13 protein-coding genes are annotated in these 13,880 nt (G+C 69.4%); 3 read left to right on the top strand and 10 right to left on the bottom strand.

Features of this window, described 5'->3' with window-relative positions:
* Nucleotides 1–448 precede the first annotated feature (448 nt).
* Nucleotides 449–1,756 (top strand): CoA transferase, encoded by a 1,308-nt coding sequence (locus tag DW306_RS05960; protein ID WP_240747089.1) that lies wholly within the window; start codon nucleotides 449–451, stop codon nucleotides 1,754–1,756.
* Here DW306_RS05960 and DW306_RS05955 read toward each other — a convergent pair.
* Genes DW306_RS05955 through DW306_RS05940 form a run of 4 tightly spaced genes read right to left on the bottom strand, consistent with a single transcriptional unit; the run spans nucleotide 1,741 to nucleotide 5,342 of the window.
* A complete protein-coding gene (locus tag DW306_RS05955) occupies nucleotides 1,741–2,535 on the bottom strand; it encodes a DUF4184 family protein (protein ID WP_136054699.1) in 795 nt (264 codons plus the stop codon). The genes DW306_RS05960 and DW306_RS05955 overlap by 16 nt on opposite strands.
* Before the next feature lie 8 nt (nucleotides 2,536–2,543).
* Nucleotides 2,544–3,842, bottom strand: a complete 1,299-nt coding sequence (gene tyrS, locus DW306_RS05950) for a tyrosine--tRNA ligase (protein ID WP_136054698.1) — start codon at nucleotides 3,840–3,842, stop codon at nucleotides 2,544–2,546.
* A 28-nt stretch (nucleotides 3,843–3,870) separates the two neighbouring features.
* A complete protein-coding gene (locus tag DW306_RS05945; RefSeq protein ID WP_136054697.1) occupies nucleotides 3,871–4,701 on the bottom strand; it encodes a hypothetical protein in 831 nt (276 codons plus the stop codon).
* Nucleotides 4,698–5,342, bottom strand: a complete 645-nt coding sequence (locus DW306_RS05940) for a SatD family protein (RefSeq protein ID WP_136054696.1) — start codon at nucleotides 5,340–5,342, stop codon at nucleotides 4,698–4,700. The genes DW306_RS05945 and DW306_RS05940 overlap by 4 nt, the downstream gene beginning before the upstream one ends.
* 59 nt (nucleotides 5,343–5,401) lie before the next feature.
* Here DW306_RS05940 and DW306_RS05935 point away from each other — a divergent pair, with 59 nt between their 5' ends.
* Complete coding sequence (locus DW306_RS05935) at nucleotides 5,402–5,986, top strand: DUF1349 domain-containing protein (protein ID WP_136054695.1); 585 nt, start codon at nucleotides 5,402–5,404, stop codon at nucleotides 5,984–5,986.
* A gap of 248 nt (nucleotides 5,987–6,234) precedes the next feature.
* Complete coding sequence (locus tag DW306_RS05930; RefSeq protein ID WP_240747088.1) at nucleotides 6,235–7,032, top strand: DUF559 domain-containing protein; 798 nt, start codon at nucleotides 6,235–6,237, stop codon at nucleotides 7,030–7,032.
* 105 nt (nucleotides 7,033–7,137) lie between these two features.
* Here the strand turns inward: DW306_RS05930 and argH are convergent, their stop codons facing one another.
* From argH to argC, 6 genes are read right to left on the bottom strand one after another with little or no spacing between them, the layout of a single operon-like run.
* Complete coding sequence (argH, locus tag DW306_RS05925) at nucleotides 7,138–8,568, bottom strand: argininosuccinate lyase (RefSeq protein WP_136054693.1); 1,431 nt, start codon at nucleotides 8,566–8,568, stop codon at nucleotides 7,138–7,140.
* A complete protein-coding gene (gene argF / locus DW306_RS05920; protein WP_136054692.1) occupies nucleotides 8,568–9,497 on the bottom strand; it encodes an ornithine carbamoyltransferase in 930 nt (309 codons plus the stop codon). Before argF ends, argH begins: the two co-directional genes overlap by 1 nt.
* On the bottom strand, nucleotides 9,494–10,699 hold the full coding sequence (locus DW306_RS05915) for an acetylornithine transaminase (protein ID WP_136054691.1): 1,206 nt from the start codon (nucleotides 10,697–10,699) through the stop codon (nucleotides 9,494–9,496). The genes argF and DW306_RS05915 overlap by 4 nt, the downstream gene beginning before the upstream one ends.
* On the bottom strand, nucleotides 10,696–11,613 hold the full coding sequence (gene argB / locus DW306_RS05910) for an acetylglutamate kinase (protein ID WP_136054690.1): 918 nt from the start codon (nucleotides 11,611–11,613) through the stop codon (nucleotides 10,696–10,698). Before argB ends, DW306_RS05915 begins: the two co-directional genes overlap by 4 nt.
* Nucleotides 11,610–12,767, bottom strand: coding sequence for a bifunctional glutamate N-acetyltransferase/amino-acid acetyltransferase ArgJ (argJ, locus tag DW306_RS05905; RefSeq protein WP_136054689.1), 1,158 nt, complete (start codon nucleotides 12,765–12,767; stop codon nucleotides 11,610–11,612). The genes argB and argJ overlap by 4 nt, the downstream gene beginning before the upstream one ends.
* Nucleotides 12,764–13,828 (bottom strand): N-acetyl-gamma-glutamyl-phosphate reductase, encoded by a 1,065-nt coding sequence (argC, locus tag DW306_RS05900; protein WP_136054688.1) that lies wholly within the window; start codon nucleotides 13,826–13,828, stop codon nucleotides 12,764–12,766. The genes argJ and argC overlap by 4 nt, the downstream gene beginning before the upstream one ends.
* Between the last annotated feature and the right edge of the window lie 52 nt (nucleotides 13,829–13,880).

Raw genomic sequence — 13,880 nt, 5'->3', positions numbered from 1 at the left:
CGGATGCTCCCACGACCCAGTCATCACAACCAGGCCCGCAGGGCAACTTCTCTATCTTAGCCATCCCGACTCGCTTGTCAAACCAGCGCGCCGAGCGGATCTTCGATCCGCTGCGCAGCCGTTGACAGCCGCAGAAGGGGTGGATCTCCCATCCTAGACGCAAGCGCCTGATCTCTCAAGTGAGAGTGGATCGGGAGTGGTTCTCCGCTTGAGGGGGGTGAAGCTCTGGGCTTCTCCGCTTCCCTGTGGGGCGAACAAGTAATAAGTTACGGGGATTCCGGGGTTCTGGCAAATCGAGGCGGTACCCCCGGGCGTGTCGTGCGCACGCGCGAGCGGCATTCCGCCGGGTCAGCCCCATTTTCCGGCCCACGAGCGCGCGGGAGTACGATCACGCCATGCTCGCACTCCCCGATCGGCGCCTCCGTCCGCGCGACTGCGACGGCTCCGCATGAGCGCCGGACGGGATCTCCTCGCCCGCGTCTGGACCGAGCTGGACCCCGACGCCCGCATCCTCGACGATGTCGTGGATGCGTCCGTTTCCGTTCCGCTGCCTTCCCGCCTCTCGACGGGAGAGCTGGCCTGGTCGAGCGTCGCCGCCGCGACTCTGGCCGCAGGCGGGCATCCGTCGTCTCTCGATCCCGACCGCATCGCCGTCGCCTACCGGAGCGACCGCGTCCTCACGATCGACGGGGCCGCTCCCCCGGTATGGTCGCCGTTCTCCGGGTTCTGGCGCACCGCCGATGGATGGATCCGCACGCACGGGAACTATCCGCACCACGCGGCGGGCCTGCGCAGAGGGCTGCACCTGAGTGAGAAGGCAGACGCGGAGCAGGTCCGCGCAGCCCTGGCCGACCGGGAGTCGACCGAAGTCATCGCCGCGATCGTCTCGGCCCGTGGGCTCGCCGTGCCCGTCCTCCCTGAGGACCCCGCACGCGACGCTGCGCGCCGACGCACTCCGCTCCTCGACATCCGCCGGATCGAAGGGCGGACGGGCCCTCGGCACGATGCGCCCGGGGTCGGACCGCTGCCGCTCGACGGCATCCGCGTGCTGGATCTGACGCGCGTCATCGCCGGGCCGGTCTGCACCCGCACACTGGCCCTGCTCGGCGCCGACGTGCTCCGCATCGACCCGCCCGCGCTCTCCGAGCCCGAATGGCAGCATCTCGACACCGGTCACGGCAAGCGGTCGGCTCTTCTCGACGCCCGGTCCGAGCGGATCCATGAGCTGCTCGCCGAAGCGGATGCTGTCGTGCTGGGTTACCGGCCCGCCGCCCTCGACCGGTTGGGCCTCGGCATCGACGCTCTCCAGCACAGGTATCCGGGACTCGTCGTCGCACAGCTCAGCGCCTGGGGCACGGACGTTCCGGATCGGGCAGGGTTCGACAGCCTCGTGCAGGCCGAATACGGCATCGCGCTCGTCGAATCGCCGGACGGTGAGAGACCGGGTGCTCTCCCGGCACAGGCGCTCGATCACAGCGCGGGCTATCTGCTGGCCGCCGCGGTCACCACCCTGCTGCGTCGTCGCGCACTCGAAGGCGGATCCTGGAGCGTGCGGACGTCGCTGCGTCGTGTCGCCGCGGAGCTGCTCGGGATGCCACGCCGCGAAGAACCGGCCCCCGAGGTCACCATCGACCTGCCACAGCACACCGTGCGTTTCCTCGTCGAGGGCAGTGAGCTGCAGACGGCACGCGCCGCGATCCCCGGCGTCGAATTCGCGGCGCCACGCCCCTGGGGACGCGATCAGCCCCGCTGGTGACGGCTCCCACGCAGGGCGAGCACGATGCACAGCACCAACGTGATGGCACCCCACACGCCGCACGCCGGCGGAAGCACCCGGTACGCGAGGTGCTGCACGGTGAACTCCGCATCGAGCGGGCCGAGCACCAAGAGCCCGAGGAACCATGCGGCGATCAGGATGACCGGAAGCGACAGCCACCACGCCACCCGAACCCCATGCGGCAGCTGCGGTGCCGCGGCAGGACGCGGGCCGTGGCGGCGCAACCACAGCAGTCCCCAGACCCCGATGATGACGAGTCCGATCACGCTGGATCCGTGCTGAAGCCACTTGAAGCCGGTGAGCGGACCCCACTGCGCGGCCAGGGCAGGAAGCAGCTGCACGCCCCAGCGTCCCTCATGTGTGAACAGGTCCCAGACGATGTGCGAGAGCACCCCGAGGATGAGCGAGATCGCGAGCAGCAGCGGATGGAGGCGCTTCTCCCCCACTCCCAGCGCCCGGCCTGCGGCGGAGACCCCGGCATCGCCCCACTCCTCGGGCAAGCGCGTCGCGAGCCATCGCGGGGAGAGCGCCGGCACGGCGGGGCGCAGCACCGCCCGCCACACGATGAACAGCACGAACGCGAGCACCGCGGTCCAGACGACGTTCGCGAACGTGTGGGTGGACGAATAGTTCAACCCCACGCCGCGCACGAAGAGCGGGAGATCCGGAGTCATCGCACCGATCGCGATCGCCGCCGGCACCAGCGGCGTGCGGATGAACGGCAGCGCGACGACCGCGTGGCTCGGCGTGAACGGCACAGGCGCGCTCAGCCGATGAACACGCCGGCGAGGGTCTTCTTGCCGCGGCGGAGCACGGAGACCCGCCCGGGAAGGGCGCCCTCGATCAAGGCCGTCTCGTCGACCCGGAAGCCGTCGAGAGACACCCCGCCCTGACTGATCGCGCGCCGCGCTTCGGAGAGGCTCGACACCAGCCCGGTGGTGACCAGCGCGTCGAGCACGGGGGTCCCCGCGGCGACGGTCGCGTTCGGCAGCTCCTCGAGTGCGGTACGCAGCGTGTCGGCATCCAGCGCCGACAGATCGCCCTGACCGAACAGCGCCTCGGATGCCGCGATCACGGCCGCGGCCGCGTCGACGCCGTGCACCGTCGTGACGACCTCGAGCGCCAGACGCCTCTGCGCGGCACGTCGGAACGGCTCGGACTCGACGAGCGCCGCGTACTCCTCGATCTCGGCACGGCTGAGGAACGTGAAGATCTTCAGTCGCTCGATGACATCGCCGTCTGCCGTGCTCAACCAGAACTGGTACATCCGGTACGGACTGCACATCTCGGGATCGAGCCAGATCGCGTTGCCCTCGCTCTTGCCGAACTTCGTGCCGTCGCTGTTCGTGATGAGCGGCGTGCCGATGGCGTGCACGGACACCCCCTCGGCACGACGGATGAGGTCGGTGCCGCTGGTGAGGTTGCCCCATTGGTCGGACCCGCCGGTCTGCAGCACGCAGTCGTACTGGCGGTACAGCTCGAGGTAGTCCATGCCCTGCAGGATCTGGTAGCTGAACTCGGTGTAGCTGATGCCCTCGTCAGACGCGAGGCGCGCGGCGACGGCATCCTTCTTCAGCATCGTGCCGACGCGGTAGTGCTTGCCGATCTCGCGCAGGAAGTCGATCGCCGACATCGGCGCCGTCCAGTCGAGGTTGTTCACCATGCGCGCGGCATTGTCGCCCTCGAAGCTGAGGTAGCGCTCGACCTGCGCACGCAGCCGGTCGACCCACTCCGCGACGGTCTCACGGGTGTTGAGCGTGCGCTCCGCCGTGGGGCGGGGGTCGCCGATGAGGCCGGTCGAGCCGCCGACAAGGCCCAGCGGCTTGTGCCCGGCGAGCTGGAGGCGGCGCATGGTGAGCAGCTGCACCAGGTTGCCGAGGTGCAGGCTCGGCGCCGTCGGATCGAACCCGCAGTAATACGTGATGGGGTCTCCCGCGAGAAGGGCGCGGAGCGCCTCCTGGTCGGTGGACACGTGGACGAGTCCGCGCCACACCAGTTCGTCCCACACGTTCTCGAACGTGGGGTCGATGGCCGGCGTCGCGGTCGTCAGAGCGGGAGTTGACACGCGCTCCAGGCTATCAGCGCGCCACGTCTCAGCTGTGCGCCGCCCACCAGACGAGGAACGCAGCGCTCAGCGCGATCACCCAGCTGACGAGGCTGCCGACGAGGAAGTATTCGGCCCGTGCTCCGGTCTCGCCGTCGCGGGAGATCTCGGGGAAGCGGACGATTCCCTTCGCCGCGAGCATCGCCGCCAGCAAGGGATAGGCCGCGGCGAGCGTGAGGATCATCACGATCGTGCGCTCGAGCGGGCCGATCAGGCGTCCGCCCTTGAAGCCGCCCCGGGGGTCGGCGGGCTTCGTCGTCACCGCATCGCCGACGGCATCCGGCTGCTCGCCAGCGGCATCCGGCTGCTCGCCGGCGGGCGGCACCGACGGGACCGGGGTCGTCGGCTCGGGGGCGACGGGCGTGGCCGGCTCCGGATCGGCGGGACGCCAGGTGTGCTCGCCGTCGAGAGCCGCACGCACCACGAGATTGGACGACTCCAGGAGGAAGACACCCGCGCCGAGGACGAGCATCGCCAGGTCGAACGGGATGTCGCCGAAGGGCGACCGCAGGTTCCAGACATCGCCGATGAGTCCGGCATCGGCTCGTGCATCGAGCCACACCACCGCGCCGACGCTCACGACGCCGAGGAGGACAGCGGGCCAGAAGCCCAGCGGCGCCCGCCGTTCGTCGGGCATGGACCACACCCAGAGGGCACCCACGACGAGGGCGACGATCATGGGCAGCAGCGCGTCGCTCACGCTGCCGAGCAGGAGCAGCAGCACGGCCACGGTGAGGTACCCGATCCAGCGGCGGGGAGCGAACTGGCGGACGAGGTCGACGGCGCCGACGGCGAGGAGCACGAATCCGGCGACGATCATGCGGTCGCTCCGCGCAGCGCGGACACGCCTTCGAGGAGTGCGGCGGACCCCGCGCTGCGCAGCGACTTCGAGACGCTCGGCTGGGAGATGCCCTCCTCCTCGGCGAGCTCATGCTGCGACCGGCCGATCAGGCGGCCGTAGGTCAGGCGGCGTTCCCGCTCGCTCATCGCGCCGACCAGCTCGTCTCGCACGAGGAGGTAGGCGTTCGATGCGGCGATCGTGCTCTCCATGACCTCATCCTGCCCCGGGGCTCCGACAATCCACGTGCGCGCGCGCGGTACGGCGCGCCCTTCGCGGGAGTGCACGGTGTCGATGGCCGCTCGGGCGGCGTACCACCCCGGACCGTCGGCGAGCTCCCCGTGCACGGACTCGACGGCCGACACCTCCCCGACGCCGATGCCGAACCGGAAGCCGATTCCGTCGGGCAGGCGCAGCTGGATCATGAGAAGCGAGATCATCGCCTCGCCGAGGTCGCGGTAGACCCCCTGCTGCTCGTCGCCCACCGTGGGCGTGAGCGGCCGGATCGCCAGCGGAAGGTCGGCCTCGACCTCGACGATGGTGTCGTCCAGGATCTGCTGCGCGGCGCTGCGATCGTCGAGCTTGCGTGAGCCCACGATGTCGGCGAGTACGGCGATGACCATGGAATAACCATATCACGCATAACTTCGCTTTATGCCTTTTTTGGTTATATATTGATTTCATGCCTGAATCGCACATCATCGCCTGGGATGCCGGGACATGGACCAACGCCCCGCACTCCGCCACCGAGACCGACGCTCTGGAGGTCACCGCCGTCGAAGGCAGCGACGCGTGGCGGCACACCGCGTACGGCTTCGTGCATGACACCGAGCACGCCCTCCTCGCCCCCCTCGTGGTGGGCGAGGCGATGGAGGTCTCTTTCCGCGCGCCGTGGGAAGGCCAGTTCGACCAGGCCGGGATCTTCGTGCGCATCGACGACGAGCACTGGATGAAAGCCGGCGTCGAGTATGCCGACGGTCACCTCGGACTCGGCGCCGTCGTGACCGCCGGAGGCTCCGACTGGTCGGTCGGGTTCGTCGACGAGTGGCTCGACAGCGAGATCACGGTGCGCGTGAGCCGGTGGGCGGATGCCGTGATCGTCCGCGCCCGAGCCGATGGCGGCCCCTGGCGCCTGGTCCGTGTCGCGCCGTTCGACGGTGCCGCTGCGGCATCCGCCGGTCCGCTCCTCGCCGCCCCGACCCGCGCCGGATTCACCGTGCGGTTCACCCGGTGGGCAGGCTCCGAGGCCGACGTCGACCTGCACTGAGACGGGGACGGATCCGGTCGCGACCTGACGTTTCACGGAGACGATGACGAATCGCGGAGAGATCTGAGGAAGATCGTCCGCGAATCGTCGGGGGCTCCGTGAGACGTCACCCATTCAGTGGTCCTCCACAGACACGGGAACTCGCGTCTTTTCTCCTCTGAAGCCGGAATGACATCCCGACGGCTGACGACTGGGCCATCTTGGAGGCCATGCTCTCAGCCAGGGAAACGATCGAACGTCTCGGGGGAATGGCCCGCGGAAGCCGACTCCGCGCCCTCGGATTCACACGACAGCACCTCGCCGACAAGGTCAAGCGCGGTGAGATCGAGCGCGTCCGAAACGGAGTCTTCGCCTCGCGCTCACTCGACCCCGGGGTCAGAGCCGCGACGGCGCACGGCGGAGCTCTCACCTGCGCGAGCGTGCTGCGGATGCTGCGGGTCTGGGTGCTTCCGCCCGAGGACGGGCCGCACGTCTGGCTCGGACCGAAGCAGCACGCCCTCCTGCATCCGCACTGCACCTGCGTCTCGCACTACTACGCGGGCAGACCCCCTCTCGGGTCTGCGAGCCTCGAGGTCGCGCTCCGCCACCTCCGTGCTTGTGCGGGCGATGAGGCGTTCTTCGCCGCCTACGAATCTGCCTGGCGACTCGGGAAGCTCTCTGCCGCTGCCCGGGCACGGATCCGCGCGATGCTGCCGAACACAGTCCGGTGGCTCGTCGACCTGGCACGGCCGGATGCCGACAGCGGACTCGAGTCACTCCTGCGGCTGCGGCTTCATCTCCTCGGCCTTCGACTCGACTGCCAGATCGACATCGTCGGGGTCGGCCGCGTCGACTTCGTCATCGCCGGGAGAATCATCCTCGAGGCGGACGGCGAAGGGAATCACGGCGCAGACACGCTCCGGCACCGCGATCGGGTGCGGGATGCCGCGGCTTCCCGCCTCGGCTACGAAACGCTGCGCTTCGACTACGCCCAGATCATCCATGACTGGCCCAGTGTGCAGACGGCGGTGCTCGGTGCGCTCCGTCGGATGCCGACTGCCCGATGACGATTCACGGAGTCGATGACGTTTCGCGGAGCCTTCGACGGAAATGGCTCCGCGAAACGTCACAGTCTCCGCGAAACGTCGGCCTGAGACCGGCCGGCCCGGCCCCTAGAGCCCGAGCGCGTGCGCCGCGGCCTGAGCCCGAGCCACGAGTTCGGCCCGCTGCTCGGTCACCCGGACCGGAGCCGTCCCGCCGACGCCGGTGCGCGACGCGACAGAGCCCTCGATCGTGAGCACCTCGCGCACGGCCGGCACCAGATGCGGCGACACCGAGAGCAGCAGCTCGTCGGACGCGTCTTCCAGCCCGATCCCCTGCTCCTCGCAGGCCCGCACGAGCGCGCCCGAGATCTCATGGGCGTCGCGGAACGGAACCCGCTGCTTCACGAGCCACTCGGCCACATCGGTCGCGAGCGAGAACCCCTGGGGCGCGAGCGCCGCCATCCGCTCCGTGTCGAAGCGCAGGGTCGCGATCATCCCCGCGAACGCCGGGAGCAGGACCTCGAGGGTCTGCACCGAATCGAAGACGGGCTCCTTGTCCTCCTGCAGGTCGCGGTTGTACGCGAGCGGCAGTCCCTTGAGCGTCGCCAGCAGGCCGGACAGGTTGCCGATCAGGCGGCCGGACTTGCCGCGGGCGAGCTCGGCGATGTCGGGGTTCTTCTTCTGCGGCATGATGCTCGACCCGGTCGAGTAGCCGTCGTCGAGCGTGACGAAGCCGAACTCGCGGGTGTTCCAGAGGATGATCTCCTCGGCGAGACGCGAGATGTCGACACCGGTCATGGCCGTGATGAAAGCGAACTCGGCCACCACGTCACGTGCGGCCGTGCCGTCGAGGGAGTTCTCCGCCGGACGGTCGAGTCCGAGCTCGGTCGCCACGAGCGCGGGGTCGAGACCGAGCGTCGAACCGGCCAGCGCTCCCCCGCCGTAGGGCGAGACGCCCGCGCGACGACGCCAGTCGACGAGCCGTTCGAGTTCGCGCACCAGCGGCCAGCCGTGCGCCTGCAGGTGATGGGCGAGCAGCACCGGCTGCGCGTGCTGCAGGTGCGTGCGTCCGGGCAGGATCGCGTCGGGGTGCGCTTCGGCCTGCGCGACGAGAGCATCGATCACGCGGAGGATGTCGCGGGCGATCACCCGCGCGTGATCGATCAGGTACATGCGCACGAGAGTCGCGATCTGGTCGTTGCGACTGCGACCGGCACGGAGCCGTCCGCCGAGCTCCGGACCGAGTTCCGCGATGAGCGCCTGCTCGAGCGCGCCGTGCACGTCCTCGTCGGTCGGCACCGGGAGCAGTGTGCCGTCGGCGACCTTGCGCGCCACGGCATCCAGCCCGGCATGCATCCGCTCCGCCTCATCGGGCTCGAGGTATCCCGCGGCGGCGAGCGCCTTCGCATGAGCGTGGGAACCGGCGATGTCGTACGGCGCGAGGATCCAGTCGAAGTGCGTGGAGCGGCTGAGCTCCACGAGCTCCGGCGACGGACCGGTGGCGAAGCGCGCGCCCCACAGCGCGCCCTCGTTCGTGCCCTCGTGCGTGGCGTCGCTCATCAGGCGTCCTTCTTGCCGAGCAGCCAGACCAGCAGCGCCTTCTGGGCGTGCAGACGGTTCTCCGCCTCGTCCCAGACCACGCTCTGCGGGCCGTCGATCACGGTCGAGTCGACCTCGTAGCCACGATCGGCCGGGAGGCAGTGGATGAAGATGGCCTCCGGATCGGCGAGCTCCATCGTCTCGGGGGTCACCTTGTACCCGCCGAGGTCGCGGATGCGCGCGAGCTTCTCCTCTTCCTTGCCCATCGAGACCCACGTGTCGGTGACGACCACGTCGGCACCCGCGGCAGCCTCGACCGGGTCGGTGTACAGCGCGATGGAGCCGCCGGTCTCGGCCGCACGGCGATCGGCCGCCTCGATGACGTCGGCGCGGGGCGCATAGTCCGCCGGAGAGGCGATGCGCACGTGCATGCCGGCGGTGACGCAGGCGAGCGCGTAGGAGTGCGCCATGTTGCTCTGTCCGTCACCGAAGAACGTCAGTGTGAGCCCCTTCAGCTCGCCCTTGTGCTCGCGGATCGTGAGCAGGTCGGCCAGCAGCTGGCAGGGGTGGAAGTCGTCGGAGAGCGCGTTGATCACCGGGACGCGAGTGCCCTCGGCCATCTCTTCGAGACCTGCCTGCGCATACGTGCGCCAGACGATCGCCGCGACCTGCCGCTCGAGCACGCGCGCAGTGTCGGACGGGGTCTCCTTGCCGCCGAGCTGGCTGTTCGCCGTCGAGATGATGAGCGGAGAGCCGCCGAGGTCGGCGATTCCCACCGCGAACGACACCCGCGTGCGGGTCGAGGACTTGTCGAAGATCACGGCGACGGTCTGCGGACCCGCGAGGCTCTTGTCCGCCCACCGGTCCTTCTTCAGCTCGATGGCGAGATCGAGGATCTCCGCCTGCTCGGCGGGCGTGAGGTCGTCGTCACGCAGCAGGTGGCGGGTCATGCGGATACCTTTCCAGAGACGGATGCCGAGACATCGGCGAGTGCGGCCGTGAACAGCTCGCGGAACTCGGCGAGCTGCTCGTCGCCGATGATCAGAGCCGGCGCGATGCGCACGGTCTCGGGGTTGGCGGCGTTCACGATGAGTCCGCGCTCCTGAGCCGCGGCGACCACGGCCCCGGCGACGGGCTCGGACAGCGCGACGCCGATCAGGAGGCCACGGCCGCGGACCGCGGAGATCAGCGGCGAACCGATGCCGTCGATCAGCGCGCGAAGCTGCTCTCCGCGGCGCGCCGCGTTCTCGACGAGACCGGCACGTTCGATCTCGGCGAGCACGGCATCGGCGACAGCGGTGCCGAGCGGGTTTCCGCCGAAGGTGGACCCGTGCGACCCGGGAGTGAACAGATCGCTCGCGGCGCCGTACGTGATCAGAGCCCCGATCGGGAAGCCTCCGCCGATCCCCTTCGCGAGGGTGATCGCGTCGGGCGTGATGCCCTCGTGGTTGAATCCGAACCACTGTCCGGTACGGCCGGCCCCGGTCTGGATCTCGTCGACGATCAGCAGGGCGCCGTGCGCCAGCGTGAGCGAGCGGGCGGCGGCCAGGTACCCCTCGGGCAGTTCGACGACACCGGCCTCACCCTGGATCGGCTCGACGATCAGCGCGGCGACCCGGTCGTCGATGGCCGCTTCGAGCGCTTCGAGCGTCGCCGGGATGTGCTCGACGCCACCGGGCATCGGCTCGAACGGCTCCCGCATCGACGCCTTCGCGGTCATGGCGAGCGATCCCATGGTGCGACCGTGGAATCCGTTCTCCAGGGCGAGGATGCGCGGGCGCTCCATGCCGCCGTGCAGACGGGCGAGCTTGAAGGCCGCCTCGTTCGCCTCGGCTCCCGAGTTCGAGAAGTACACCCGCCCGTCGATGCCGGCGCCCGCGAGGCGCTTGAGACGTGCGGCGAGGGCGAGCTGGGGCGGCGTGGCGAAGTAGTTCGAGACGTGCGCCAGCGTCGCGGCCTGCTTCGAGATGGCCTCGACGAAGACCGGATGCGCATGGCCGAGCGAGGTCACGGCGATGCCGGCGAGGAAGTCGAGGTAGCGTCGGCCGTCGGCATCCCACAGGTACGAGCCCTCACCGCGGGTGAGCAGCGCCAGCCGATCTCCCGCGTTCTGCACGAGATCGCGTGCCACGTCGTCCTGCCAGACGGTCATGCCGTCACCTCCGTCTTTCCCAGAACCACTTCGGTTCCGATTCCCTTGCTGGTGAAGAGTTCGACGAGCACCGAGTGCGGCACCCGTCCGTCGATGATCGCGGCCGCGTCGACGCCGCCCTCGACAGCATCGAGGCAGGCGCGCATCTTGGGGATCATGCCGGACTCGAGCGTCGGCAGCATCTCGATGAGCTGAGCCGCGGTCAGGTGGGACACGAGCGAGTCGCGGTTGGGCCAATCGGCGTAGAGACCGGGCACATCCGTCAGCACGACGAGCTTGCGCGCCTTCAACGCCACGGCGAGCGCCGCCGCCGCGGCATCCGCATTCACGTTGAGCGAGTGCCCCGGGTGGTCGAGATCGGGCGCGATGCTCGAGACAACGGGCACGCGGCCCGCGGCGAGATGGTCGAGCACGGGGGTCGGATCGACCTCGACGACGTCGCCCACCCGACCGAGGTCGACCTCGAGTCCGTCGATGACCACTCCGCGGCGACGTCCGCCGAAGAGTCCGGCATCCTCACCGCTGAGACCGGTCGCGATCGGGCCGTGCGAGTTGATCTTCGATACGAGCTGCGGGTTCACCTGGCCGGTGAGCACCATCCGCACGACGCTGATCGCCTCGGTGTTCGTGACGCGGTAGCCGCCCTTGAACTCGCTGGGGATCTCCAACCGCTGCAGCATGTCGGAGATCTGCGGGCCTCCCCCGTGCACCACCACCGGCTGCACGCCGACGTTGCGGAGGTACGCGATGTCCTGCGCGAAGGCGTCCTGCAGCTCGTCCGACACCATGGCGTTGCCGCCGTACTTGATGACGACGATCTGGTCGCGGAACTTCTTCAGCCACGGCAGCGACTCGATGAGGGTGGTCGCCTTCTGCGCGGCGACCTCGGCGGGGGTGTCCTGGATGTCGGTCATGAGGCGTAGGCGCTGTTCTCGTGCACGTAGTCGTGGGTGAGGTCGTTGGTGAGGATCGTCGCCGTCGCATCGCCCGTCTTCAGGTCGATCACGAGGTGCGTGGCACGGGGCGTCAGATCGACCTCCTCGCGCGGCCGATCGGGGCCGCCAGCGGTGCACACCCGCACCCCGTTCATCCACACGTCGACGTCGTACGGATCGAACTGCGCGCTGGTGGTGCCGATCGCCGCCAGCACACGACCCCAGTTGGGATCGTTGCCGAAGATCGCGGCCTTGAAGAGGTTGTTGCGGGCGACGGAGCGACCGACCTCGACGGCCTCCTGCTCGGATGCCGCGTGCTGCACCTCGATGGTGATGTCGTGGCTCGCGCCCTCGGCGTCGCCCTGCAGCTTCACGGCGAGCTCCTGCGAGAGCTCGGTGAGCGCGGCGGCGAAGTCGTCGAGGTCGGGGGCGATCCCGGATGCGCCGTTGGCGAGCAAGGTCACCTGATCGTTCGTCGACATGCAGCCGTCCGAGTCGAGCCGGTCGAACGTCCGACCGGTCGCACGACGCAGGGCCGCGTCCGCGTCGAGCGGTTCGAGCACCGCATCGGTCGTGATCACGACGAGCATCGTGGCGAGCCCGGGCGCCAGCATGCCCGCGCCCTTCGCCATTCCGCCGATCGTCCAGCCGTCCCGCGACACCACGGCGGTCTTCGACACGGAGTCGGTCGTCATGATCGCCTCCGCGGCGGCCTGTCCCCCGTCGGCGCTGAGCTCGGCGATCGCCTGCGCGGTGCCGTCGAGCACCTTGCCGCGGAACACCTCGTCGCCGACGCCGATCAGCCCGGTCGAGCAGATCAGCACGTCCCCGGCGCTCACGCCGAGGAGCTCTGCCGCCTTCTCGGCGGTCTGGTGCGTGGTCTGGAATCCGAAGGCGCCGGTGAAGCAGTTCGCACCACCGGAGTTCAGGACCACGGCTTCGACGACGCGGTCGGCGACGACCTGCTGCGACCAGATGATCGGGTTCGCCTTGGCACGGTTGCTGGTGAAGACGGCGGCCCCGACCTTGCGCGGTCCGCGGTTGACGACGACGGCCACGTCGGGCTTGCCGGTGGACTTGAGTCCTGCGGCGACGCCTGCTGCCTCGAATCCTGTGGGGGCGGTGACACTCATGGTGCGACTCCGTTGACTGAGAGGGCGCGGTCCTCGGGCAGGCCGAGCGCGATGTTCATGGACTGGATGGCGGCGCCCGCCGTCCCCTTGACGAGGTTGTCGACCGCGGTGACGACGGTCACACGGTTGGCGGCACGGTCGATGGCGAGGCCGATGAGCGCGGTGTTCGCGCCCAGGACGTCCGCGGTGCGCGGGAAGTGCCCCTCGGGAAGCAGCTGTACGAACGTCTCATCTCCGTAGGCGCTCTCCCACGCCGCGCGGATCTGCTCATCGGTCGCGCCGTCGACGATCGGCGCCGAAGAGGTGGCGAGGATGCCCCGCGACATCGGCACGATCACCGGCGTGAACGAGATGCGGATGTCATCGGCGCCGGCGGACGGACCCGAAAGGATCGCCGCAGCGAGCGCCTGACGGATCTCGGGGATGTGCCGGTGCGTGCCGCCCACCGCATACGGGTTGGCGCTGCCGATGATCTCGCTCGCGAGCAGATTGGTCTTGAGGCTCTTGCCTGCACCCGACGGGCCGACCGCGAGCACCGCGACGATGTCGGACGGGTCGATGACTCCGGCCGCGACGCCGGGCGCGAGGCTGAGGCTCACGGTGGACGCGTTGCATCCGGGGGCCGCGATGCGCGTCGCACCTCTCAGGTGCTCGCGCTGCTTGACCCCGTCGACGAGCAGCTCGGGCACGCCGTAGGTCCACGCCTCGTGGAAGTTCCCTCCGTAGAAGGCGTCCCACGCGGACTGCGAGGTGAGTCGGTGATCGGCTCCCGCATCGATCACGAGAGGCGCGTCGCCGAGAGCATCCGTGTACTGACCGGACTGGCCGTGCGGCAGCGCCAGGAACACGATGTCGTGTCCGCTGAGGATCTGAGGCGTCGTGTCCTGCAGCGTGAGGTGCGCGAGCGAGCGGAGGTGCGGCTGGTGGTCGACGAGGGGCTGGCCCGCGTTCGAGTGGGCCGTCACGGTACGGATCTCGATGTCGGGATGATCGGCCAGGAGGCGCAGAATCTCGCCGCCTGCGTAGCCGGATGCGCCGGAGACGGCGACGGTATACGTCATGCTTCTACCTTAACGGTCGGGCTCCCCGAGATACCGGGGACCATGGTCGGGG

This window comes from Microbacterium sp. K24 (assembly GCF_004794465.1).
Taxonomy (GTDB): Bacteria; Actinomycetota; Actinomycetes; order Actinomycetales; family Microbacteriaceae; genus Microbacterium.
This window is presented reverse-complemented; position numbering and strand designations above follow the sequence as displayed.